Raw genomic sequence first — 23,072 nt, 5'->3', positions numbered from 1 at the left:
GCACTCGCCCGCGAAGACGAGCGGCGGATACGACTCGAGGTCCGCGATCACTGCGCGCAGAGCCTCGGCGTCGGGGTACTCGGGCTGCTGCGCCGCGGGCAGGTCTCGCCAGGTGTTGCCAGCGCTCGGGCTGGTCTTAGCGTTCACGGTCACTCCGTAAACATTACGGGGTCGAGTGGGATGATTTTCCTCTGGCTCGAAGAATGAGACGGATTGCTTACCCCGCGGACACCGGCGGGGTGCGGTAGGGTTCGCTGCATGTTCGCGCCGTCTATCCAGAACTGGTGGTGGACCGCTTCTCCGGCGGCCCGCTGACTGCGCGTACACAGACTTCGCGAAGGCCGCCCGAGGGGCGGCCTTCGGCGTTTCCCGGGGCTGTTCCTCTCCGTCAGAAGATCGAGAAGGAGCCCCGCCCGTGCATCTGCAGGACCTGCTGACCGACCCCCGCCCGTTCGCCCTGCTCCGCCGCCGTACCCCGGGCCGCTCCGGGCAGACCGTGGAGGTGCTGCTCGGCCCGGTGACCCGCCGTGACCGGCTCGCCGACCTGCCCGACGAGGGCCTCGCCCTGATCCCGTTCCGGCAGATCCGCGAGCGCGGCTTCGACGTCCGTGACGACGGCACCCCGCTGCTGGCACTGGTGCCCGAGGACTCGTACGAGATCCCGCTCGCGACGGCGTTGTCCCAGCTCCCGGGGCACCGGGTGCGCGTCGAAGGGCGTGGCTTCGACGTCGGGGACGAGGAGTACGCGGAGATCGTCCGGCAGGTGCTGACCGAGGCGATCGGCCGGGGCGAGGGCGCGAACTTCGTGATCCGGCGGACGTACGAGGGCGAGATCCCCGGGTTCTCCCGCGCGGACGCGCTGGCACTGTTCCGGCGGCTGCTGGAGGGCGAGCGGGGCGCGTACTGGACCTTCGTCGTCCACACCGGGGACCGGACGCTGGTGGGTGCCAGTCCCGAGGTGCACGTCCGGATGTCCGGCGGGACGGTCGTGATGAACCCGATCAGCGGGACGTACCGCTATCCCGCCGGGGGGCCGACGCCCGGGCACCTGCTGGACTTCCTGGCCGACGGCAAGGAGATCGAGGAGCTGTCCATGGTCGTCGACGAGGAACTGAAGATGATGTGCACCGTCGGCGACGGGGGCGGGGTGGTCGTGGGCCCCCGGCTCAAGGAGATGGCCCATCTCGCACACACCGAGTACGAGCTGCGCGGGAAGTCCTCCCTGGATGTGCGGGAGGTGCTGCGGGAGACCATGTTCGCGGCGACCGTGACCGGGTCGCCGGTACAGAACGCCTGCCGGGTGATCGAGCGGTACGAACCCCTCGGACGGGACGGCGCCGGGCGCGGGTACTACTCCGGTGCGCTGGCGCTGCTCGGGCGGGACTCGGGGGGCGCGCAGACGCTTGACTCCCCAATCCTGATCCGCACCGCCGACATCTCGGCGGAGGGCCGGCTGCGCGTCCCGGTCGGGGCGACGCTGGTGCGCGGCTCGGACCCCGCGGGCGAGGTCGCCGAGACGCACGCGAAGGCGGCGGGGGTGCTGGCCGCCCTCGGGGTGGGACCAGGCCGGCCGCGTGCGGAGCGGGAGCTGCCCCGGCTGGCCGAGGACCCGCGGGTGCGGGCCGCGCTGGACGGCCGGCGCGCGTCGCTGGCGCCGTTCTGGCTGCGGATGCGGGAGCGCACGCCGCAGCCGGCCGGGCACGCCCTCGTGGTCGACGGCGAGGACACCTTCACCGCGATGCTCGCTCACGTCCTGCGGTCGGGCGGCCTCGAGGTGACCGTCCGGCGGTACGACGAGCCGGGGCTGCGGGAGGCGGTGCTCGCCCACGGGGGACCGGTCGTGCTCGGACCCGGCCCCGGTGATCCCGCCCGCCTCGACGACCCGAAGATGCGGTTCCTGCGGAACCTCACCGCCGAGGTGATCCGGGAGCACCGCCACGGCGTCCTCGGCGTCTGCCTCGGGCACGAGCTGATCGCGGCGGAGCTGGGCCTGGAGATCGTACGGAAGGAGGTGCCGTACCAGGGTGCGCAGACGGAGATCGACCTGTTCGGCCGGCGTGAGACCGTCGGCTTCTACAACAGCTTCGTGGCGCGCTGCGACGACGACGCGGCGAGGGAACTCGCCGCGCACGGCATCGAGGTGAGCCGGGCCGCGAACGGCGAGGTGCACGCGCTCCGGGGCCCCGGGTTCCACGGGGTGCAGTTCCATCCGGAATCGGTCCTGACGCTGAACGGGGCCGCGATCGTGCGGGAGCTGGTCGGCCGGCTGCGCCGCACGACCGTGTAGCCGTCCGGTCGGCGCCGTCAGCCGAAGAACACCCCGACCTCCCGGTACAGCTCCGGGTCCACGGTCTTCAGCTTGGCCGTGGCCTCGGCGATCGGGACGCGGACGATGTCGGTGCCGCGCAGGGCGACCATCTTGCCGAAGTCGCCGTCGTGGACGCAGTCGATGGCGTGCAGGCCGAAGCGGGTGGCGAGCCAGCGGTCGAAGGCGCTGGGGGTGCCGCCGCGCTGGATGTGCCCGAGGACCGTGGTGCGGGCCTCCTTGCCGGTGCGCCGCTCGATCTCCTTGGCCAGCCACTCGCCGACCCCGGACAGGCGGACGTGCCCGAAGGAGTCGAGGGACTCGTCCTTGAGGACCATCTGGCCGTCCTTCGGCATCGCGCCCTCGGCGACGACGACGATCGGCGCGTACGACGCCTTGAAGCGGGAGGTGATCCAGGCGCACACCTGGTCCAGGTCGAAGCGCTGCTCGGGGATGAGGATGACGTTGGCACCGCCGGCCAGCCCCGAGTGCAGGGCGATCCAGCCGGCGTGCCGGCCCATCACCTCGCAGACGAGGACGCGCATGTGGGACTCGGCGGTGGTGTGCAGACGGTCGATGGCCTCGGTGGCGATGTTGACGGCGGTGTCGAAGCCGAAGGTGTAGTCGGTGGCGGACAGGTCGTTGTCGATGGTCTTCGGTACGCCCACGCAGGGCACGCCGTACTCGTCGGCGAGCCGCGCGGCCACCCCGAGGGTGTCCTCACCGCCGATCGCGATGAGTGCCTCGACCTCCTGCTTGGCCAGGTTCTCCTTGATCCTGCGGATGCCGCCCTCCACCTTGAGCGGGTTGGTCCGCGAGGATCCCAGGACCGTGCCGCCGCGGGGCAGGATGCCGCGCACCGCGGGGATGTCGAGGCGGACGGTGTCGTTCTCGAGAGGACCCCGCCAGCCGTCCCGGAAGCCGACGAAGTCGTAGCCGTACTCCTGCACGCCCTTGCGGACGACGCCCCGGATGACGGCGTTGAGCCCGGGGCAGTCGCCGCCTCCGGTCAGTACTCCGACCCGCATGGAAATGTCCCTTCGCCGCGGTTACCTGACGCTGAGTCACGGTAATGGCGATACGCGTCACGCAGGGAGAGGCGGGAAGGGCAATTCCGGTGAATTGCCGGGACGCCGCTTTACTGATCCGATCACCGGTCGGATTACCGGTCGGATCACTGGTCGGATCTACTCCTCGTCGAGCCCGCGCTCGATCGCGTACCGCACCAGCTCCACCCTGTTGTGCAACTGGAGCTTGCCGAGGGTGTTCTGGACGTGGTTCTGCACCGTGCGGTGGGAGATGACGAGGCGTTCGGCGATCTGCTTGTAGCTCAGGCCCTTCGCCACCAGCCGCAGCACCTCCGTCTCCCGGTCCGTCAGCCGGGGCGCGCCGGGCTCACCGGCGTCCGGGGCGGGCGCGGGTTCGGAGGCCAGGCGCCGGTACTCGCCGAGTACCAGGCCGGCCAGGCCGGGGGTGAACACCGGGTCACCGACGGCGGTACGGCGCACCGCGTCCAGGAGTTCCTCGGTGGACGCCGACTTCAGCAGGTAGCCGGTCGCGCCGGACTTCACGGCCTCCAGCACGTCCGCGTGCTCGCCGCTCGCCGAGAGGACGAGGACGCGCAACGCGGGGTTGTGGGCGACGAGTTCCTTGCACACCTGGACGCCGGGCTTGGCGGGCAGGTTCAGGTCCAGGACCAGCACGTCGGGGGCGGCGGCCTTGGCACGGCGGACGGCCTGCTCGCCGTCGCCCGCGGTGGCGACCACCTGCAGGCCGGACTCGGCCAGGTCCCGGGCGACCGCGTCCCGCCACATCGGGTGGTCGTCGACCACCATGACCTTGATCGGGTCCTGCTGCTGCGTCATCTCTGCTCCGCCTTCTGCCCCCGCGCCCGCAGGGCGCCCTTCGGTACCTTCAGTTCGACTTCCGTGCCCTGCCCGGGGACGGAGACGATCTCGGCGCTGCCGCCGAGGTCGCGCAGCCGGCCGCGGATCGACTGGGCCACCCCGAGCCGGCCCTCGCCCTCGGCCTGCGCGAGCCGGCCCTCGGGGATGCCGGGGCCCTCGTCCCGGACGGTGACGACGATCTCGTCCGGCTCGTCCTCCACGAGGATCCAGGCCCGCGCCTGGGCCCCGGCGTGCCGCTGCACGTTGTCCAGGGCGGCTCCGACGGCGGCGGCCACCTCGCGGGCGGCGGGCGGCGGCAGCAGCACCGGGGCACCCGGCTCGGCGAGGCTGACCCGGGCGCAGGCGTAGGGGGCGAGCAGGGCGCGCAGGTCCGCCGGACCGTCCGGTTCGTCCTCGTACGGTTCGTCGACCACGCGGACGACGGCGCCGTCCGCCAGGTCCTCCGAGACCCGGGAGACCCGCAGCAGACCGCCCGACACCAGCGTGCGCAGGGCCACTTCCTGCTCTCCGGCCAGCCGGCCCAGTTCGGCCGCCTCCCCGCCGAGGGCCGCGCCCCTGCGCTTCACCATGGCCAGCACCTGCAGGACGCCGTCGTGGATGTCCCGGGCCAGCCGCTCCCGTTCCCGGGTCGCGGCCTCGATCTCCAGGGCGCGGGCGAGGGTGCGCTCGGAGGCGCGGGCGACCTCCACCACGTAGCCGATGGCGATGGAGGCGACCCAGACGAGGATCACGTTGTGCACGGTGTCCCGGGCCGGGTGGCCGCGTTCGACCAGGTTGACCACGGCCACGGCCGTGGAGGCGACGGCCGCCCAGCGCCAGCCGCCCTTGAGGGCGAAGGCGAGCACGGCGCCGGCGGTCCATATCGAGGGCAGGGTGGGACCACCGTCCGCGATCCGCTGGTGGCTGTCGGCGACCGGGGTGAGCAGGATGCCGGCGAGGGCGATGCTGAGGTCCACGGCCAGGAAGCGCCGGGTGCAGCTCGCCGCGGAGGCGACCTTGGGCAGGGTGGCCAGGGTCCAGACGACCAGGACGGCGTAGTAGGCGACGGCGACCCAGGGCCGGGCGAACCGGTCGTACGCGGTGGCGCACAGGCCGATGGCGTACAGCATGGTCAGGACGCGGTAGCCGGTGAGCGCCCGCCACAGCGGCAGCTCGACCGACATCCGCATGACGCGCTCGCGCTTGGGCATGTCCCCCGGTCCCCCGATTCCCCCGCCCCGCCGCCCATGACTCTTGACTACCTCTTGTCGCTGTTGTCGGCCTTGTCGCTCTTGTCGGCCTTGTCGTTCTTCTCGGCCTTGCCGGCCTTCTCCGCTTCCTTGGCCGCCTTCGCCGCCTCCGCGATCTGCCGCTTGGCCGCGGTGGCGTACATGTCGACGTACTCCTGGCCGGAGAGCTTCATGATCTCGTACATGACCTCGTCGGTCAGGGCGCGCAGGACGAAGCGGTCGTGCTCCATGCCCTGGTAGCGGCTGAAGTCCAGCGGCTTGCCGATGCGGATGCCGGGCCGCATCAGCTTGGGCATGACCTTGCCGGGCGGCTGGATCTTCTCCGTGTCGATCATGGCGACCGGGATGACCGGTGCTCCGGTGGCGAGCGCCACCCGCGCGAGCCCGCCGGGTTTGCCCCGGTACAGCCGGCCGTCGGGCGAGCGGGTGCCCTCCGGGTAGATGCCGAACAGCTCACCGCGCTGCAGCACCTCTATGCCGCTCTTGATGGCCGCCTCGCCGGCGCCCCGCGCCCCGGAGCGGTCCACCGGGAGCTGCCCGACGCCCTTGAAGAAGGCGGCGGTCAGGCGGCCCTTCACGCCGGGGGTCGTGAAGTACTCGGCCTTGGCGATGAAGGTGACCTTGCGGTCCAGCATCGTCGGAAGGAAGAACGAGTCCGAGAAGGACAGGTGATTGCTGGCCAGGATGGCGGGGCCGTCGGGCGGAATGTTCTCCAGACCCTCCACCCATGGCCTGAAGGCAACCTTCAGCGGCCCGCCGATGGCGACCTTCATCGTGCCGTACAACACCCGTGTGCCTCCTGTTTCCGTCGGAGAGACCTTAACCCGGAGGACCGTCGAAGAACCCGACGACCCTGGTCGGTGTCAGTGCGGTCGCGTACGGTGAGGCACATGCCAGTTCTTCCCGGCGCCGAGCCGTACCGCCACGAGGGCGGGGAGACGGGTGTTCTCCTCTGCCACGGCTTCACCGGTGCGCCCCAGTCGCTGCGCCCGTGGGCGGAGCACCATGCGGCCCAGGGCCTGACCGTGTCCCTGCCGCTGCTGCCCGGTCACGGTACGCGCTGGGAGGACATGCAGCTCACGGGCTGGCAGGACTGGTACGCGGAGGTGGACCGCGAGCTGCGGCTGCTCGCCCGGCGCTGCTCCCGGGTTTTCGTCGCGGGCCTGTCGATGGGCGGCGCGCTGGCCCTCAGGCTCGCGGCACGGCACGGCGAGCGGGTCGCGGGTGTCGTGGTCGTCAACCCGGCGAACAAGGTGCACGGCCTGTCGGCCTACGCCCTTCCGGCGGCCCGGCACCTGGTGCGCACGACGCGGGGCATCGCCAGCGACATAGCCAAGGAGGGCGCGGCGGAGCTGGGCTACGACCGGGTGCCGCTGCACGCGGCGCACTCGCTGCGGGTCGGGCTGCGCCGGCTGGACGGCGAGCTTCCGCAGGTCACCCAGCCGTTGCTGCTGCTGCGCAGCGCCCAGGACCATGTCGTCCCGGCGGCCGACTCGGCGCGGGTGCTGAGCCGGGTGTCGTCCACGGACGTGACGGAGATCGTGCTGGAACACAGCTACCACGTCGCGACGTTGGACAAGGACGCGGACCGGATCTTCGAGGAGAGCCTCGCCTTCATCGGCCGGCTCGCACCCATTGTCGGCAAGGAAGGGACGGCCGCAGTTGGCTGAGCACGACTCCGACCGTGAGGACCGCGAGGGCCGCGAGCCGGAAGAGCAGAAGGTGCCGTTCGACGAGGACGCGGCCTGGCGTGCCATCGTCGCCGGGTACGGCGACGAGCCGCCGGACCCGCCGGGTTCCCGGCCGTTCAAGACGGTCGAGGACCTCGCACTGCTGGAGAAGGACCCGGAGGAGGGCCCGAGGAGCGGTACGGACGATACCGCGGGCCGGCAGCCCGCCCTGCCGCTGGGCGGCTCGGTCTCGTTCGCGCCCGGGGTCGGCGGCGGCGGCCCGCGCGACTACACGGCGCCCGTGCCGTCCGACGACGACTTCGACGAGGACGACGAGGGCCACTTCGTGCCGCCGGAGCCCCCGCCGCTGCCGTCCGCCGACACCACGGCCCGGTTCGCGTGGCTGGGCGTCGTCGGCGGCCCGGTCCTGCTGCTGCTGGCGGTGCTGCTCGGCTGGGACATGACCTGGTGGCTGGCGACCCTCGGCATCGGCGGCTTCCTCGGCGGCTTCGTGACGCTGGTGACCCGGATGCGGACGGACGAGGACGAGGACGACGATCCGGGCCGCGGAGCCGTGGTCTGAGGGGACCGGGGCCGGAGGGCCGGCGCCTGAACTTTGTACAGGGGCCGGCCCGTTCGCCTATCGTGAGCCCATGCCGCGCGACACGCTCACCCCGGAACAGATCGTCCGGACCGCCGTGCAGCTCCTCGACGAGGAGGGCCTCGAAGGCCTGAACATGCGCAGTCTGGGCAAGCGGCTCGGGGCCGCCGCCACGGCCGTGTACTGGCACGTGAAGAACAAGGACGACCTGGTGCAGATGGTCGCGGACCACGTGTGGCAGGAGATCGAGCTGCCGCCGCTGGACTCCGCCGACTGGCGCGGCACCGCCACGGCGACGGCCGACGGGCTGTACGCGATGTTCCTGCGCCACCCCTGGCTCGTGCAGGCCGTCAGCTCCCACCTCCTCCACGGCACCGCCATGTCCCGTTACGACGACCACCTCCTCGGGGTCTTCGAGACCGCCGGCTTCACCCCGGAGGAGGCCGACCGTGCCGCCGGCGCCGTGTTCACCTACGTCCTCGGCAACGCGCTCGGTGCCTCCGCCACGGCCTGTCTGACCCGCAAGCTGCGCCGGGCCGGCGGGGATCCCGAACAGGCCTTCCAGGAGACGCTCGCCCGGGCGGCGGAGACGGCGGAGCCGTTCCCGCGGCTGCGGGCGCGGCTGCACACACCGGCGGCCACGGAGTACGCGGCGGCACCCGAGGGAACCTACGCGGCGGGGCTGCGCGCCCTGCTCGCCGGACTGCGGCCATCCGGCACCTGATGCCGGGAGGGCCGGCGACCGCGACTCCCCGGGGGCGCGCAGCCGTGGCCCCCGCGGGCGCGGAGACGTGCGCGATCAGCCCCCGCCGGCCCGCAGGTGCCGCACACCGACCGGCAGCCGCACACCGGCCCACAGGTGCCGCACACCGGCCCGCAGGTGCTGCACACCGACCGGCAGCCGCACACCGGCCCGCAGGTGCTACTGGGCCCTGGAGAAGAGGCGTCCGGCGAGGTCGACCCCGGTGACCCTGCCGTCGGCAGCACGCGAGAAGAAGCCGCGCTGTCCCTTCAGACCGCCCTCCGTGACGAGGTACTCGTCGCCGTCGCCGGGCAGGAAGCCGATGGCGGCGGCCGGGTGGTCCGGGGGCATCTCGTCCTCGGAGGCGGCACGGATCTCCGGCTTGATGCCGACCGCGAGCGTGAGCCGGCCGTCCTCGGCCGCGATGTGCAGGTCCATGGCGTCGATCTCGTAGCGCCCGGCGACCTCCCGCGCCCGCGCCTCGTCGTACGGCAGCGGCTCCGGCTCCCGTTCGACCACGCCGAGGTACAGCTCCAGCGCACGCTTCACGACGGCCTGGTTGAACTGGTAGCCGTCGGGACCGGCGTTGGCCAGGGAGACGACGGCGAAGTCGTGTTCCGGCACCAGGAGCAGCTCGGCGAACTGCCCGTTGCCGGATCCGCCGTGACCGACCGTGCGGACGCCGTCGACGTCGCGCAGGAACCAGCAGATGCCGAAGGAGTCGCCGAGCGTGCTGCCCCTCAGTTCGGCCGTCGGCTGCTTCATCCGGTCGAGCGTCGCGGCGGACAGCAGGCCGTCCCCGTCGCCCAGCTGGAACCGGGCCCAGCGCAGCAGGTCCTGTACCGAGGAGACGATGCCGCCGCCGGGGTTGTTGCCCCGGGTGCCGGCCCGCCAGGCCTTCCAGGGGCGGGCCGGGGCGAGGGTGCCGTCCTCGGTGCGGTTGTGGCCGAGGGCGAAGCGGCGCACCACGACGTCGTCCATGTCGAAGACGGTGTCGGCGAGGCCCAGCGGATCCAGGACCAGGTCGGCCACGGCCTTCTCGAAGGGCTGCCCGGTGACGTTCTCGATCAGCCGGCCGAGCAGGTTGTAGCCGGCCTGGCTGTAGGAGGCACGGGCGCCGGGAGGCGCGATGAAGGGCAGGCGGTCCAGCTGGGCGACGAACGCGGCGAGCGAGCCGTCGGTGTCGTCGGCGTCGACGAGGTTCCAGTCCAGGCCCGAGGTGTGGTTGAGCAGGTTCAGCACGGTGATCCGCTCGGCGGCCCCCTCCTCGGCGAGCCTCAGGCCGGGGACGTACCGGCCCACCGGTGCGTCGAGGTCGACGCGGCCCTGCTCGGCCAGGCGCATGAGCGCGGTCGCGGTGAAGCTCTTGGTCACCGAGGCCAGGTGGAAGAGCGTCCGCTCGTCGACCGGCAGCGGGTGGTCCACGCTCGTGACGCCGTGCCCGACGCGGATCTCCTGACCGCCGGTCAGCACGCCGACGGCGACGCCGGGAACGCCGTACTCCTCGGCCGCGGCCTCTACGAACGCCTGCAGCTCCTCGTGGGACATCAGGCTCCCCCTCCTGGTGATCGGTGACTGGTCACTGGTTGATGCGAAACAGCGACTTGAACTAAGTACAAGAAGGACTGTAGAGGGGTCATGAGGGATCCCGCAAGGGAATTCCTGCACTTAGTTCAAGTCGCTGGACGCCATGCTTCGGAACCGTGTCGCGTCGCTCCGCGCGGTCGCCCGGATCAGGCCGCGGGGAGCCGGAGGGCGGCCAGCACCGGCAGGTGGTCCGTGGCCGCGGTCAGGTCGGCCCGGGACACGCCCGGCTGGTCCACCGGGACACCGCAGCCGAGCACCTCGATGCCCTTGGTGGCGAAGATCGCGTCGATGCGCTGGTGGGGTTCGGCGGGGGTGGACGTGAACTCGCCACCCCAGGGCGCGGCGGCACGGCAGTCCTGGAGGCCCGCGGCGAGCCGGCGGAACGTGCGGCCGTCGGGGCGTTCGTTGAGGTCGCCGCCCGCGACCGCGTGTTCCGTGCCGAGGCCGGCGAGGTGGTCGAGGAGGAGGCCGCCCTGCGCGTAGCGCTCGTCCCGCTGGAGACTGAGGTGACAGCTGATCACGCCCACGCGGGCACCGCCGAACCGTACGACGGCCGTGGCGAGGCCGCGCCGGTGGAGGCCGGGGGTGAGGGGCAGCAGGACGTCCTCCGTCCGCTCGACGGTGGCGCGGAGACTGCACAGGATCGCCGGTCCCGCGGCCGTGGCGCCCCCGGTGAGGACGACCTGGCCGGCGGCTGCCGCGAGGCGGGCGAGCTTCTTGCGCCAGCGGAAGAAGCGGGGAGCCTCCTGGATCAGGACCAGGTCGGGGGCGCAGGCGGTGACGACGCGGGCGAGGGCGTGCGTGTCGTCCCGCATCGAGCGGATGTTGTAGCTCAGGACCCTGATGACTGCGGAACCGTCGGTTTCCGTACGGGAGTTGGGGAGCAGCGGGGTTGCCATGCCGTCAATCTACGCCGCCCGGGGGCCGGGGCGCGGCACGACTCGGGGCGGGGAGTTCGTCTGTGACCAGCGGTCCGGAGCCGGGGCGCGGGGTCGTGTGCGGCCAGCCGCCCGGGGGCCGGGGCGCGGCACGACTCGGGGCGGGGAGTTCGTGTGGGGCCAGCGGTCCGGGGGCCGGGGCGCGCGGCATGACTCGGGGCGCGGGGTCGTGTGCGACTGCCGGTTCGTGGTGGCTCGTCGCGCAGTTCCCCGCGCCCCTGAGGCCGGTGCCGTCATCGCGGCTCAGGACGTGACCGTCACATGATCGGGTCGGGTTCGCGGGCCAGGTCCGCCGCGCCGACCATGCCCGCCTTGTTGCCGAGCTGGGCCGCGATCACGTCGGCCACCGGGCGCCAGTTGCCGCCCACCAGCCAGCGCTTGTAGGACTTGCGGATCGGGTCGAGGACCAGCTCGCCCTCGTCGGACAGGCCGCCGCCCACGATGAACGCGGAGGGGTCGAAGAGGGAGGCCAGGTCGGCGAGGCCGGCGCCGGCCCAGCGGGCCAGCTCGCGGTAGGAGTCGACGGCGACCGGGTCGCCCTGGCGGGCGGCCATGGAGATGTGCTTGCCCTCGATCCCGTCGGGGGTGCCGTCGCCGAGGCCGAGCAGGATCTCGGCGTTCTCGGGGGTGGCGTTGGCGCGCTGCTTGGCGTAGCGGACCAGGGCGCGGCCGGAGGCGTACTGCTCCCAGCAGCCCTGCGAGCCGCAGCCGCACAGCAGGCCGTCCGGGACCATCCGGATGTGGCCGAACTCGGCGGCCACGCCGAAGTGGCCGCGGCGCAGCTTGTTGCCGATGATGATGCCGCCGCCGAGGCCGGTGCCCAGGGTGATGCAGATGACGTTGCGGTGGCCCTTGCCCGCGCCGAACTTGTACTCGCCCCAGGCGGCGGCGTTGGCGTCGTTCTCGACCACGACGGGGAGGCCGGTGCGGGCCTCGACCTCTTCCTTCAGCGGCTCGTTGCGCCAGTCGATGTTGGGCGCGAAGTACACCGTGGAACGCTGCCGGTTGACGTAACCGGCCGCACCGATGCCCACGCCGACGATCTCGTGCCCCGCACGCGCTCCCTCCACCGCCGAGGCGATGGCGTCCACGATGGCCTCGGGCGTGGTGGGGGTCGGCACCTTGAAGGTCGAGAGGATGTTGCCTTCCTCGTCGACCACGCCGGCCGCGATCTTCGTGCCGCCGATGTCGACGCCGATGGTGAGTCCCATGAATCCCTCAGTTTCGGTCGAGCCCCGCTACGGCCAACCGTACCCGAGGCCCTGCCGGGCAAGGGCTTCAGTCCAGGTCGATGCGCTCGCCCGGACCGGTGCCCTCGCCCCCGTCGCGGCGGTCGTCCGGCCGGTCGGCGGCCGGGTCGGCCGTGCGGGCGGTCCAGCGGCGCTCCTGGGCCTGGACGGCGGAGCGGTAGGCGGCGAGCAGCTCGCCGCCGGCCGCGGCCAGATGGCCGAAGACGTCGGGGTTGCGGTCGATGACGGGCTCGACGGCGGCCTTCGCCTGCTGGACGACCTGCCGCACCACCTGCTGGGCGGCGGGTCCGGCGAGACCACCGAGGAGCGGTGACTGGAGGCCGGACAGCTTCTCGGCCACCGTGTCCACGAGCTTCTTCAGTTCCTCCGCGGCCGAGCCGGGCGGCGCACCGTGCTCGGCACGCCGGCGGGCCTGCTCGGCGGCGAGGTCCTCGGCGCAGGCCGTGGCCCAGGCGTCGGCGTCGGTCGCCCGCGCCTGCTGCTCCTCGACGGGATCGGGTGCGGGGCGCTCTTCGCTCATGGCGGCTCCTGACTACGGTTCGCCTTTACGACGTTACCCGAACGGGCGTGCCCCTTCATTGTCCCGCGGCGGGCCACAGACCGGGGTCCGGCGCGAACCGGATGCGCAGCTCACCGTCGCGCAGTGCGGCGCCGGCGACGGTGCAGCGGCGCAGCACGGAGGGCAGCGGCACGATGCGGCGGAAGGAAGCCACGGTGATGAGCAGCTCGTCGCCGCGCCGGATCAGGTCCAGCTCGTCCCGTATCGCGCCGGGGAGCGGGAGGTGCCAGACCAGCACGCCGTCCTCGGCGATCCGGTCGGTGACGGGCCACTCGACCGGGGTGGGCGCCGGGTTGACGGCGGGGACGGCGAGGGCGTCCAGGTCGTCCGGGCCGTGCGGATCGCGGCCGAGGTGCTGGACGGGGTGGACGTCGTGGGACTCCTCCCAGTCGGCGAGTGCCTTGCGCTGCTGGGCGAGGAGCGAGGACGGCCAGCTCTCGGGGGCCGTCTCGGGCAGGGTCCGGTTGGCGATCAGGGCCTCGGTCCGCAGGCCGCGCAGGGCGAGGCCGAGGGTCGCGGTGCGGACGGCGGCGGCACCGGCCGGGCCCGGTTCGGCGACCAGGCGTACGGCGGTGTCGCGGTCGCCGAGTACGGCCGCGACGGCGGCCAGTTCGAGGTCCCAGCGGGCGGCCGTCTCGTACAGCCAGTCGGCGGGCATGGGGACGCCGGCCAGCCGGCCCAGGACCGGGCGCAGCGCGCGGGCGGCCTGCCGCTCGGGCGGGAGCAGCCGGCGCAGATAGCGCCGCAGCTCCTCGGGCAGGCCGAGCAGGGCGAGGGCGTGCGGGAGGGGCGGGAGGTCGGCGACGAGGAGGTCGTAGCGCTCGGAGAGGGCCGCGTCCCGCAGCGCGCGCAGGAAGGACAGTTCCTCGGCGCCGGGCAGCGGGGTGACTTCCTCGGCGTCCAGCCTGGCGGCGCCGAGGAGGTCGAGGACGCCCGCGGCGCGGGTCTGGAAGGCGGTGAGGTCCTCGCGGAAGCGTGCGGTGGCGTCGGGCCGCCAGGCGGTGAGGCGCTCGGTGACCTCGGTGGGGGCCGGTCCTGTCGCGGTGCCCAGTGCCGTGCCCGGGGTGTCGGTGCGGTCGGCGCTCAGCAGGAGGGTGCGGTGGCCCTCGCGGGCGGCGGTGAGCGCGGTGGCGGCGGCGACCGTCGTACGACCGCTGCCGCCCGGGCCCGTGATCAGGATGGTGCGCATGAGGGTGAACGGTACCGGTGCGGGCCGTCGGCCGGAGGCGGCCCGGTGCCGGGCGCCCACGGCCGGGGGCCGCACCCCCGGGCCCCGCTGCGGGCCGACGGCGTCGTCCTCAGGCGCCGGACGGGCTCTTTTCCTCGACCCTCTTCTTCAGTCCCGCCAGCGCCCGGTCGATGATGACCTTCTCCGCCTTGCGCTTGATCATGCCGAGCATGGGGATCTTGACGTCGACCGTCAGCCGGTAGGTGACCTCGGTCGAGCCGGCGCCGGCCGGCTCGAGGAGGTACGTGCCGTCCAGGGAGCGGAGCATCTGGGACTTGACCAGGGTCCAGGAGACCTCGTGGTCGCCGGTCCAGGTGTAGGCGAGGGTCTGGTCGTCCTTGATGGCGCCGGCGTCCATGACGAGGCGGACCTGCTCGGCGCGGCCCAGCTCGTCGGCGGCGAGCACCTCCGCCTCCTTCACCTCGCCGGTCCAGTCCGGGTAGCGCGCGAAGTCGGCGATCACCGCCATGACGTCGGCCGGAGCCGCCTCGATCGTGATGCTCGAACTGGTGTGTTCCGCCATCGCCGTGGCTCCTCCAGATGCGGGCCGTATAGAAGAGGTCTGCGTGCGCCGGGCTGCGCACGTGTGTGCAGCGTGAAGGCTACCGCGCCGCCGACCTGCCGCCTTCACCCCGTCCGCCGGGCCTCACCATTCGAGCGCCCAGGGCTCCCCGGTGCCGGCGAAGTGCCCCACGTTCACGCACTCGGTGGCGCCGATCCGCATCCGGCGCGCCAGCGGCTGGTGGACGTGGCCGAAGAGGGCGTAGCGGGGTCTGGTGCGGTGGATGGCGTCCAGCAGGGCCCGGCTGCCCCGCTCGAAGCGGCGCGCGACCGTGTCGTAGACCAGTTCCGGCACCTCCGGCGGGATGTGCGTGCAGAGCACGTCGACCTCGCCGACCGCCTCGATCTTCGCGGCGTACTCCTCGTCGCTGATCTCGTAGGGCGTCCGCATGGGGGTGCGCAGACCACCGCCGACGAAGCCGAAGGTGCGGCCGGCGATCTCCACCCGCTGCCCGTCGAGGACCGTGGTGCCGGGCCGCGCGTACTCCCGCCACAGGGGCGGCATGTCGACGTTGCCGTACGTGGCGTACGTCGGTGTCGGGAACGCGGCGAACAGCTCGGCGTACTGCTTGCGTACGGCCTTCTCGATCGCCGCGGCCCGGTCGGTGCCGATGCCGGCCCAGAGCCGGGCGCCGAACTCGCGGGCCTCGGCGAACCGGCGGGCGGTGCGCAGCTCGACGATGCGGTCCGCGTTCTCCTTGCCGAACAGGTCCGGGAAGATGCCGCGCGAGTGGTCGGCGTAGTCGAGGAAGAGGACGAGGTCACCGAGGCAGATCAGGGCGTCGGCACCTTCGCCCGCCCGGGCCAGGTCACGGGCGTTGCCGTGCACGTCGCTGACGACGTGGACGCGGGTCCGTCGGCTGCCGGTGCGTGTGGATGCCATGGCGATCAAGCGTAGGCGTGTGCGGTGCACGTGAACAGTGCCGGTCGGACCTGCGGTTACTCGCCGGTCGGTTCAGCCGTGGACTACTGTGCGCGAAGGAACGCCCACGTGTGTGACGCAGCGAACATCTCGCCGGGCCCCCCTGTCGGAGACGCCATACCGGCGGGTAACGTCCGGGCAGTCCAGTCGTGCTCTGGATTTCAACCACCGAAATGTCCGAGCACTTGCCCGAGCCTTGGACCGCACCGTCGCATCGCACAACGTCGTGGCGCCGGCGCCCTATGAGGAGCAGCAGTCTTGCGCGAGTTCAGCCTTCCGGCTTTGTACGAGGTCCCTGCCGACGGCAATCTGACCGACATCGTCCGCAGAAACGCCGCGCAGCATCCCGACGTCGCCGTCATCGCCCGCAAGGTGGGGGGTGCCTGGCAGGACGTCGACGCCCGGGAGTTCCTGGCCGAGGTGCACACGGCCGCCAAGGGCCTGATCGCCGCGGGCGTGCAGCCGGGCGACCGGGTGGGGCTGATGTCCCGGACGCGGTACGAGTGGACCCTCATGGACTTCGCGATCTGGAGCGCCGGCGCGGTCACCGTGCCGGTGTACGAGACCAGCTCGCCGGAGCAGGTGCAGTGGATCCTGTCCGACTCGGGCGCGACCGCCTGCGTCGTGGAGCTGGACGGCCACGCGGCGGCCGTGGAGGCGGTGCGTGACTCGCTGCCCGCACTGAAGCACGTCTGGCAGATCGAGGCCGGGGGCCTCGAGGAGCTGGCGCGGCTCGGGCAGGACGTGTCGGACGGGACCGTGGAGGAGCGCAGCTCGCTCGCCCGGGCCGACGATCCGGCGACCATCGTCTACACGAGCGGCACGACGGGCCGCCCGAAGGGCTGTGTCCTCACCCACCGCAGCTTCTTCGCCGAGTGCGGCAACATCGTGGAGCGGCTGCGCCCGCTGTTCCGCACCGGCGAGTGCTCGGTGCTGCTCTTCCTGCCGCTCGCGCACGTCTTCGGGCGGCTGGTGCAGATCGCGCCGATGATGGCGCCGATCAAGCTGGGCTGCGTCCCGGACATCAAGCACCTCACCGACGAGCTGGCCGCGTTCCGGCCGACGCTCGTGCTGGGCGTGCCGCGGGTCTTCGAGAAGGTCTACAACTCGGCCCGGGCCAAGGCGCAGGCGGACGGCAAGGGTGCGGTCTTCGACAAGGCGGCGGACACGGCGATCGCCTACAGCAAGGCGCTGGACAGCCCGTCGGGCCCGTCGCTCGGTCTGAAGATCAAGCACAGGGTCTTCGACAAGCTGGTCTACAGCAAGCTGCGTGCGGTGCTCGGCGGCCGGGGCGAGTACGCCATCTCCGGCGGTGCCCCGCTGGGCGAGCGGCTCGGGCACTTCTTCCGGGGCATCGGCTTCACCGTGCTGGAGGGCTACGGCCTGACCGAGTCCTGTGCGGCGACCGCGTTCAACCCGTGGGACCGCCAGAAGATCGGCACGGTCGGGCAGCCGCTGCCGGGCTCGGTGGTGCGGATCGCGGACGACGGCGAGGTGCTGCTGCACGGCGAGCACCTGTTCAAGGAGTACTGGAACAACCCGGGGGCGACCGCGGAGGCACTGGCCGACGGCTGGTTCCACACCGGTGACATCGGCACCCTCGACGAGGACGGCTATCTGAAGATCACCGGCCGGAAGAAGGAGATCATCGTCACGGCGGGCGGCAAGAACGTCGCCCCGGCGGTGATCGAGGACCGGATCCGGGCGCACGCGCTGGTCGCGGAGTGCATGGTGGTGGGCGACGGGCGGCCGTTCGTGGGCGCGCTGGTCACCGTGGACGAGGAGTTCCTGGGCCGCTGGGCCGCCGACCACGGCAAGCCCGCGGGCTCCACCGCGGCGTCGCTGCGCCGGGACCCGGATCTGCTGGCCGCGATCCAGGCGGCGGTCGACGACGGCAACGCCGCGGTGTCGAAGGCGGAATCGGTGCGGAAGTTCCGCATTCTGTCCTCCCAGTTCACCGAGGAGTCGGGCCACCTCACCCCGTCGCTGAAGCTGAAGCGGAACGTGGTGGCGAAGGACTACGCGGACGAGATCGAGGCGATCTACGCCAAGTGATCCGGGAGTCTCATGGCGCGGTGTCCTCGGCGAGGACCCGCGCCATCGTGCGTTCGGCGAGCGCGGTGATGGTGACGAAGGGGTTCACGCCGATGTTGCCGGGCACCAGCGATCCGTCGGTGACGTACAGCCTCGGGCACCCCTTGACCCGGCCGTAGTCGTCGGTGGCCCGGCCCAGCACGCAGCCGCCCAGCGGGTGGTACGTGAAGTCGTCCGCGAAGACCTTGCTCGACGAGCCGAACAGGTCGTAGCGGTAGATCGTGAGGTTGGCCAGGTTGATGCGGTCGAACAGCTTCTTGGCCATCCGCACCGACACCGCGCTCTGCGCCGGGGTCCAGCCGAGTCTGACCGCCCCGGACGCGGAGTCGTACGTGAACGACGCCCGTTCGGGGTTCTTGGTGATCGCCAGGTAGAGGCTGATCCAGTGCTCGAACCCCATCGGCAGGGGCGCGATCTCGGCGAAGACGGGGTTGTCGGGGTTGGCCCAGTCGTCGATGCCCATGACGGGCATGGTGGCCTGGTCGGCGCCGACGGTGTCCCAGATGTGGTTGGCGCGGCCGAGCATGGTGTTGCCGTTGGGCCCCCAGCCGGCGCCCACACTGGAGTTGAGGTCCGGCAGGGTGCCGGTGTCCCGGGCGCGGACGAGGAGTTCGGTGGTGCCGAGGCTGCCGCCGCCGAGGAAGAGGTACCGGCAGCCGTAGTTCCTGGTCTCCACCACCGCGCCGGTCTCGTCGATCCGGTCCGCGGTCAGCACGTACGACCCGTCGGCGGCCCTGGCGATCGAGCGCACCTTCTCCAGGGTGTGGATGGTGACGTTCCCGGTGCCGAGGGCGGCGGCCAGGTACGTCTTGTCGAGGCTGCGCTTGCCCTCGTTGTTGCCGTAGATGACCTCGCCGGCGAGCGCGGACTTCGTGGCGGTGCCGGCCGCCTCGCGCTGCATGTGCCCGAAGTCGTAGACGTTCGGCACGAAGGTGGTCCGCAGCCCCGCGTTGGCGGCCGCCTTCCGGGAGGTCCGGGTGAACCGGTACCAGTCGGTGGACTCGAACCACGCCGGGTCGATGGTGTTGACGCCGAGCATGGCGCGGGCGCGCGGGAAGTACGTGCCGTACATGTCGTCGGCGTCGACGGTCGGGAACTGCTCGGCGAAGTAGGACTTGAGCGGGGTGACCGCCATGCCGCCGTTGACGAGGGACCCGCCGCCCACGCCCCGGCCGACGTAGACGGACATGGCGTCGTAGTGCACGCGGTCGAGGACCCCCGGGTAGGGGCTGATGGCCTTGTTGACCAGGTCCAGCCACAGGAACGTGGCGAGCGGGGCCTCGGTGCGGCTGCGGAACCACATGGACCGCCGGTCGGGGGCGCCGGTGGAGCAGAACACCTTGCCGTCGGGGCCGGCGGTGTTCCAGAGCCGGCCCATCTCCAGGACGAGGGTGCGGATGCCCGCCTGGCCGAGACGGAGGGCGGCCACGGCCCCGCCGTAGCCGGAACCGACGACGATCGCTGGGGCGGATTCGACCGCGTCGGGCTCGGCGGCGCGGGCGGACTGGAGGCCTACGCGGGTGAACCCGAGGGTGGCCGCGGTCTGGAGCGCGGCCATTCCGAGGATGTGACGTCTTGTCAGCTGACGCTGCATCAGTTTTGCTGTCATGTTGCGCAGCATGTGCGGATTTTTCGGTTCCGGCTAGGGTCCGCGCGCGGCGGAGTACCGTCCCCGCGGCAGCTCCTACAGCAGCTCTACAGAAGCTCCTTCAGCTTCTCCGCCAGCAGGTCCCAGCGCCACTTCTCCTCGACCCACCGCCGGCCCCGCTCGCCCATCCGGCGGCGCAGCCCGGCGTCGCCGAGCAGGGCGGTGATCCGCTCGGCGGCCTCGGCCGGTTCGCCGCCCCGGACCACCCAGCCGGTCTCCCCGTCGAGCACCGCGTCCGGCGCGCCGCCGGAGTCGCCCGCGACGACCGGCAGACCGGTCGCGGACGCCTCCAGGTAGACGATGCCGAGGCCCTCGACGTCCAGACCGCCGCGCCGGGTACGGCACGGCATGGCGAAGACGTCACCGGCGCCGTAGTGCGCGGGCAGCTCGGACCAGGGCACCGCCCCGGTGAAGCGGACCGAGGCGTCGACCCCCGTCTCACGGGCCAGCCGGCGCAGGTCCTGCTCGTAGGGGCCGCCGCCGACGATGAGCAGCACGGCGTCCGGCTCGGCGGCGAGGATGCGCGGCAGGGCCCGGATGAGGGTGTCCTGGCCCTTGCGCGGCACCAGACGGGAGACACAGACCACGACCGGCCGCTCGGTGAGACCGAGGCGCGCCCGGACCTCGTCGCCGCCGGAGGCGGGGTGGAACGTCTTCTCGTCGACCCCCGGCGGCAGCTGCACCATCCGCCCGGCCGCCTCCGCGGTGAGCGCGGTGGCTATCCGGGAGCGGGTGTACTCGCCGAGGTAGGTGATCGTGTCCGTGGACTCCCCGATCCGGCGCAGCAGCTGCCGGGCGGCGGGCAGCTGGGCCCAGCCGGCCTCGTGCCCGTGCGTGGTCGCCACCAGCCGCTCGGCGCCGGCCCGGCGCAGCGCGGGCGCCATGAGCCCGAGGGGGGCGGCCGCCCCGAACCACACCGAGGTGCAGCCGTGCTCGCGCAGCAGCCCGGCCGCCCGCCGGGTCGCCTGCGGGGTGGGCAGCAGCATCGTCGTACGGTCGCGTACGACGGTGAAGGGCTGCTCGGCGTCGAAGGCCGCGGTGGCCTCGGCACCCTCCCGGCCGCGCTTCCAGGTGGAGGCGTAGACGACGAGGCGCCCGGGGTCCAGCCGGAGGGCCATGTTGTGCAGGAAGGCCTGGATGCCGCCCGGCCGGGGCGGGAAGTCGTTGGTGACGATCAGGGTCTTGTGCATCGCCGCCGACCCTACCGAATGGGGCGTCCGCGGCCCGGGGCGGCCGAGCCTGTGGCATGGGCACGGCCGTGCAGGACATCATGGTCGCTCGAAGCGGAATCGAACGGCACGGCACCGGCACTCATCGGACGACAGGGGATCACGTGGAGACGAAGGCCGCCCGGCGGTCCCCGGCATGGCTGCTCGCGACCTGGGGCGTCACCCGCGTGGCGCTGCTGCTCCTCGTGTTCCGCGTGTACGCCTTCCCGGGCCCGGACGTCACCTCGGACGTGTCGGTGATCTACCGCGGCTGGTACGAGGTCCTGCGCCACGGAACGTTTCCGCTGGACGACGTGACCTGGCAGTACCCGCCGGCCGCCGCCCTCGCGATCCTCTCCCCCGCGGTCCTGCCCTTCCTGTCGTACACGCACGCCTTCTTCGCACTGGCCTGTCTGGCCGACGCGTTCGTCCTGGCCCTGCTGCTGTCCGCGGGCCGGCACTCCGAGCGGTCCCGGCGCGGGGCCTGGGTGTGGGTGGCGGGCGTGCCGCTGCTCGGGCCGACGGTGTACGCCCGCTACGACGTGACGGTGACCGCGGTGGCCGTGGGGGCGCTGCTCGCCGGGGCCCGGCACCCGCGGGTGATGGGCGCGCTGACCGCGTTCGGGGCGCTGCTCAAGGTGTGGCCGGCGCTGCTGCTGGTCGGTGCCGTGCGGCGGCGGGCGTGGGCGTCGGCGGCGGTGACCGCGTCCGGCCTCGCGGCCCTCTTCGCGGTGTCCATGCCGGGCGCCTTCGCCTTCCTGACCTTCCAGCGGGACCGGGGCACCGAGGTGGAGTCGGTCGGCGGCCTGGTCTTCCACGTGGCCCGGCACTTCGGCTGGCACGGGCAGGTGCTGCTGAACTACGGGTCGATCGAGTTCGTCGGCCCGTACGTGGACGAGGTCAGCACCGCCGCGCTGGCGCTGACCGGGATCGCGTTCGGCTGGCTGCTGCTGTGGCGGCTGCGCGCCAGGCGCTTCGCCCCGCACACGGTCGCCGACACGGCCCTCACGGCCGTCCTGCTGTTCACGGTGACCAGCAGGGTGATCAGCCCCCAGTACCTGGTGTGGCTGGTCGGCCTGGCCGCCGTCTGCCTCACCCACCGGGCCAGCCGCATGGCGGCGCCCGCCGTGCTGGTCCTCCTCGCGTCCTTCGTGACGGTCCTGGAGTTCCCGCTCGGCTTCTCGCACGTGGTGCTGAGCGACTGGTACGGCATCACCCTGCTGGCCCTGCGCAACGGCCTGCTGATCACCGCCACCCTGATCGCGGCCCCCCGCCTCTGGCGGGCCACGGTCCCCCCGTCCGCCGCCGCCCCCTTTCCGCCGCAGCCGGTCCGCACCACGCAGGCACCGGTCTCCTCCTGACGCCAGGGACGGCTGCGGGAGGCCGGCGGGGTGCTCAGCCGAGCTGCTCGCCGATGTAGTCGCGCCAGTCCGCGGTGAACTCCCCGGGGGTCGTTCCCAGCACCGTGCGCAGGGCCTCCTCGACCGCGCCGGAGCGTCGGGGCCGGGCACCGACCGCGCGGTAGAAGGCGGCGAGCCGGGCCGGGCCCCACCGGTCGGCGATCATGCGGCAGGCCAGCCAGCCCGTCTCGTAGGCGCGGGCCAGTTTCGTGGGTTCGGTGGTGAAGGCGAAGTCCTCGTCGGTGGGCAGGGCGTCGGGCACCTCGTCGTCGCGGACGGAGCGGGCGAGTTCCGGGGCGATGTCGGCCGGGCTGCGGCCGGTGTCGAGATAGCCGATCCAGTCGGCGTAGCCCTCGGAGAGCCACAGGGGCGTGGCGGCGGTCGTGTGGGCCCGCGTGGCGACATGGGTCGTCTCGTGGGTCAGCACGACCTGCTTGCCGAGGTCACCGAGTTCGGCGTACGCCTCCGGGTTGACCACCACCCGGTCCGCCGGTGCCCCGCCGGGGGCTCCCGCGGGCTTCGCCCGGCCCTTCGCCTCGCTCGCCTCGCCCGTGGTGACGGCGGCGATGCCCTGGTAGTTGGCGGCGGGCGAGCCGAGCATGGCCGCCATGCCCGCCAGCGACCGCGGGACGAGGACGACGACCCGGCGGGTCCAGTCCGTGCCCCACGCCCCGGAGACCGCCGGCACCGCGTGGTCGGCCAGCCGGGCGTACGTCCGCAGGCCCGTCGCGGACGCGCCGGTGCCCAGCACCAGGCTGTGCGCGCCCTTCACGGCGGTCACCGTGCCCTGGTCCCACAGCTGCTGCCCGGCCTTCGCGGCGGGCTCGTCGGCGGTGACGTACCAGCCGCCGTCTACGCGGCGGCGGAGGGTGAGGGTGCGGCGGGCGTCGACGGGGGCCCTGTCGTACCCGGCGACGCGGTAGCGCAGGTCGGCGTCAGCGGTGGCCCCGGAGGCGGTGCGGTGCAGGGCCGTGACCCGGTAGCTCCAGGAGGCCAGCGGCAGGGCGCGCAGCCGGACGTACTCCGTGCGGGCGCCGGTCGCGGCGTACGCCGACTCGTCGTGGCCGAGCAGGGCCGCCGAGCGCCGGTCGAGCACCTGCTGCACCGCGGCCCGGGCCGGGTCGTCGGCCGCACCCCCGCCGCATCCGGCGAGGGGCAGCAGCAGACAGACCCCCACGGTCCCGATGCCCCACGCCCGTCTGCGACCTGCCACTTCCCGATCG

At 72.8% G+C, this 23,072-nt stretch carries 22 protein-coding genes; 7 read left to right on the top strand and 15 right to left on the bottom strand.

What is annotated here, in order from left to right:
* A partial coding sequence (locus JK359_RS35660) for a 3-deoxy-7-phosphoheptulonate synthase (protein ID WP_201843784.1) occupies positions 1-153 on the bottom strand: 153 nt, incomplete at its 3' end.
* 105 nt (positions 154-258) lie between these two features.
* On the opposite strand from JK359_RS35660, the gene JK359_RS40475 reads away from it, so the two are divergent.
* Positions 259-315: a trp operon leader peptide gene (locus JK359_RS40475; RefSeq protein WP_121791294.1), complete on the top strand. Its 57-nt coding sequence runs from the start codon at positions 259-261 to the stop codon at positions 313-315.
* 100 nt (positions 316-415) lie between these two features.
* A complete protein-coding gene (locus tag JK359_RS35650; RefSeq protein ID WP_201843782.1) occupies positions 416-2,287 on the top strand; it encodes an anthranilate synthase family protein in 1,872 nt (623 codons plus the stop codon).
* 17 nt (positions 2,288-2,304) lie between these two features.
* On the opposite strand, the gene JK359_RS35645 is transcribed toward JK359_RS35650, so the two are convergent.
* The 4 genes from JK359_RS35645 to JK359_RS35630 form a co-directional block, all read right to left on the bottom strand.
* Complete coding sequence (locus tag JK359_RS35645) at positions 2,305-3,333, bottom strand: 6-phosphofructokinase (RefSeq protein WP_201843781.1); 1,029 nt, start codon at positions 3,331-3,333, stop codon at positions 2,305-2,307.
* Positions 3,334-3,492: 159 nt separating this feature from the next.
* Positions 3,493-4,170 (bottom strand): response regulator, encoded by a 678-nt coding sequence (locus JK359_RS35640; RefSeq protein WP_201843780.1) that lies wholly within the window; start codon positions 4,168-4,170, stop codon positions 3,493-3,495.
* Complete coding sequence (gene macS, locus JK359_RS35635) at positions 4,167-5,402, bottom strand: MacS family sensor histidine kinase (protein ID WP_201843779.1); 1,236 nt, start codon at positions 5,400-5,402, stop codon at positions 4,167-4,169. The genes JK359_RS35640 and macS overlap by 4 nt, the downstream gene beginning before the upstream one ends.
* A 47-nt stretch (positions 5,403-5,449) precedes the next feature.
* A complete protein-coding gene (locus JK359_RS35630; protein WP_236678974.1) occupies positions 5,450-6,214 on the bottom strand; it encodes a lysophospholipid acyltransferase family protein in 765 nt (254 codons plus the stop codon).
* 117 nt (positions 6,215-6,331) lie between these two features.
* On the opposite strand from JK359_RS35630, the gene JK359_RS35625 reads away from it, so the two are divergent.
* The 3 genes from JK359_RS35625 to JK359_RS35615 all read left to right on the top strand — a co-directional run bounded on the left by JK359_RS35625 (position 6,332) and on the right by JK359_RS35615 (position 8,436).
* Positions 6,332-7,111: an alpha/beta hydrolase gene (locus tag JK359_RS35625; RefSeq protein WP_201843777.1), complete on the top strand. Its 780-nt coding sequence runs from the start codon at positions 6,332-6,334 to the stop codon at positions 7,109-7,111.
* Entirely contained in the window at positions 7,104-7,694 is a 591-nt protein-coding gene (locus tag JK359_RS35620; RefSeq protein WP_201843776.1) for a hypothetical protein, read from the top strand. The genes JK359_RS35625 and JK359_RS35620 overlap by 8 nt, the downstream gene beginning before the upstream one ends.
* 70 nt (positions 7,695-7,764) lie before the next feature.
* Positions 7,765-8,436 carry a TetR/AcrR family transcriptional regulator gene (locus tag JK359_RS35615; RefSeq protein WP_201843775.1) on the top strand — a complete coding sequence of 224 codons (672 nt, stop codon included), beginning with the start codon at positions 7,765-7,767 and terminating at the stop codon, positions 8,434-8,436.
* 198 nt (positions 8,437-8,634) lie between these two features.
* Here JK359_RS35615 and JK359_RS35610 read toward each other — a convergent pair whose 3' ends face one another.
* The 7 genes from JK359_RS35610 to JK359_RS35580 form a co-directional block, all read right to left on the bottom strand.
* The gene (locus JK359_RS35610) at positions 8,635-10,002 is read right to left on the bottom strand and encodes a serine hydrolase domain-containing protein (RefSeq protein WP_201843774.1); all 1,368 of its coding nucleotides are present in this window, start codon (positions 10,000-10,002) and stop codon (positions 8,635-8,637) included.
* Between the two features lie 185 nt (positions 10,003-10,187).
* Positions 10,188-10,940 carry an endonuclease/exonuclease/phosphatase family protein gene (locus tag JK359_RS35605; protein WP_201843773.1) on the bottom strand — a complete coding sequence of 251 codons (753 nt, stop codon included), beginning with the start codon at positions 10,938-10,940 and terminating at the stop codon, positions 10,188-10,190.
* A gap of 296 nt (positions 10,941-11,236) precedes the next feature.
* Positions 11,237-12,190: an ROK family glucokinase gene (locus JK359_RS35600; protein ID WP_201843772.1), complete on the bottom strand. Its 954-nt coding sequence runs from the start codon at positions 12,188-12,190 to the stop codon at positions 11,237-11,239.
* 67 nt (positions 12,191-12,257) lie between these two features.
* On the bottom strand, positions 12,258-12,749 hold the full coding sequence (locus JK359_RS35595) for a DUF5304 domain-containing protein (RefSeq protein ID WP_201843771.1): 492 nt from the start codon (positions 12,747-12,749) through the stop codon (positions 12,258-12,260).
* A gap of 55 nt (positions 12,750-12,804) precedes the next feature.
* Positions 12,805-13,977, bottom strand: a complete 1,173-nt coding sequence (locus tag JK359_RS35590; RefSeq protein ID WP_201843770.1) for an ArsA family ATPase — start codon at positions 13,975-13,977, stop codon at positions 12,805-12,807.
* Between the two features lie 109 nt (positions 13,978-14,086).
* The gene (locus tag JK359_RS35585; protein ID WP_201843769.1) at positions 14,087-14,539 is read right to left on the bottom strand and encodes an SRPBCC family protein; all 453 of its coding nucleotides are present in this window, start codon (positions 14,537-14,539) and stop codon (positions 14,087-14,089) included.
* 123 nt (positions 14,540-14,662) lie between these two features.
* The gene (locus tag JK359_RS35580; protein ID WP_201843768.1) at positions 14,663-15,460 is read right to left on the bottom strand and encodes a metallophosphoesterase family protein; all 798 of its coding nucleotides are present in this window, start codon (positions 15,458-15,460) and stop codon (positions 14,663-14,665) included.
* Between the two features lie 297 nt (positions 15,461-15,757).
* On the opposite strand from JK359_RS35580, the gene JK359_RS35575 reads away from it, so the two are divergent.
* Positions 15,758-17,554 (top strand): AMP-dependent synthetase/ligase, encoded by a 1,797-nt coding sequence (locus tag JK359_RS35575; RefSeq protein ID WP_201843767.1) that lies wholly within the window; start codon positions 15,758-15,760, stop codon positions 17,552-17,554.
* Positions 17,555-17,564: 10 nt separating this feature from the next.
* Here the strand turns inward: JK359_RS35575 and JK359_RS35570 are convergent, their stop codons facing one another.
* Positions 17,565-19,202 carry a GMC oxidoreductase gene (locus tag JK359_RS35570; protein WP_372445516.1) on the bottom strand — a complete coding sequence of 546 codons (1,638 nt, stop codon included), beginning with the start codon at positions 19,200-19,202 and terminating at the stop codon, positions 17,565-17,567.
* A gap of 86 nt (positions 19,203-19,288) precedes the next feature.
* Complete coding sequence (locus tag JK359_RS35565) at positions 19,289-20,431, bottom strand: glycosyltransferase family 4 protein (protein WP_201843766.1); 1,143 nt, start codon at positions 20,429-20,431, stop codon at positions 19,289-19,291.
* 143 nt (positions 20,432-20,574) lie between these two features.
* On the opposite strand from JK359_RS35565, the gene JK359_RS35560 reads away from it, so the two are divergent.
* Positions 20,575-21,810, top strand: a complete 1,236-nt coding sequence (locus JK359_RS35560) for a glycosyltransferase 87 family protein (protein ID WP_201843765.1) — start codon at positions 20,575-20,577, stop codon at positions 21,808-21,810.
* Between the two features lie 34 nt (positions 21,811-21,844).
* Here the strand turns inward: JK359_RS35560 and JK359_RS35555 are convergent, their stop codons facing one another.
* Positions 21,845-23,062: a hypothetical protein gene (locus tag JK359_RS35555; RefSeq protein ID WP_201843764.1), complete on the bottom strand. Its 1,218-nt coding sequence runs from the start codon at positions 23,060-23,062 to the stop codon at positions 21,845-21,847.
* Positions 23,063-23,072: the final 10 nt, after the last annotated feature.

The sequence above is a fragment of the Streptomyces actinomycinicus genome, assembly GCF_016741775.1.
GTDB classification, from domain to species: domain Bacteria; phylum Actinomycetota; class Actinomycetes; order Streptomycetales; family Streptomycetaceae; genus Streptomyces; species Streptomyces actinomycinicus.
Note: the sequence above shows the minus strand (reverse complement) of the source record. Positions and strands in the feature narration are given on the sequence as shown.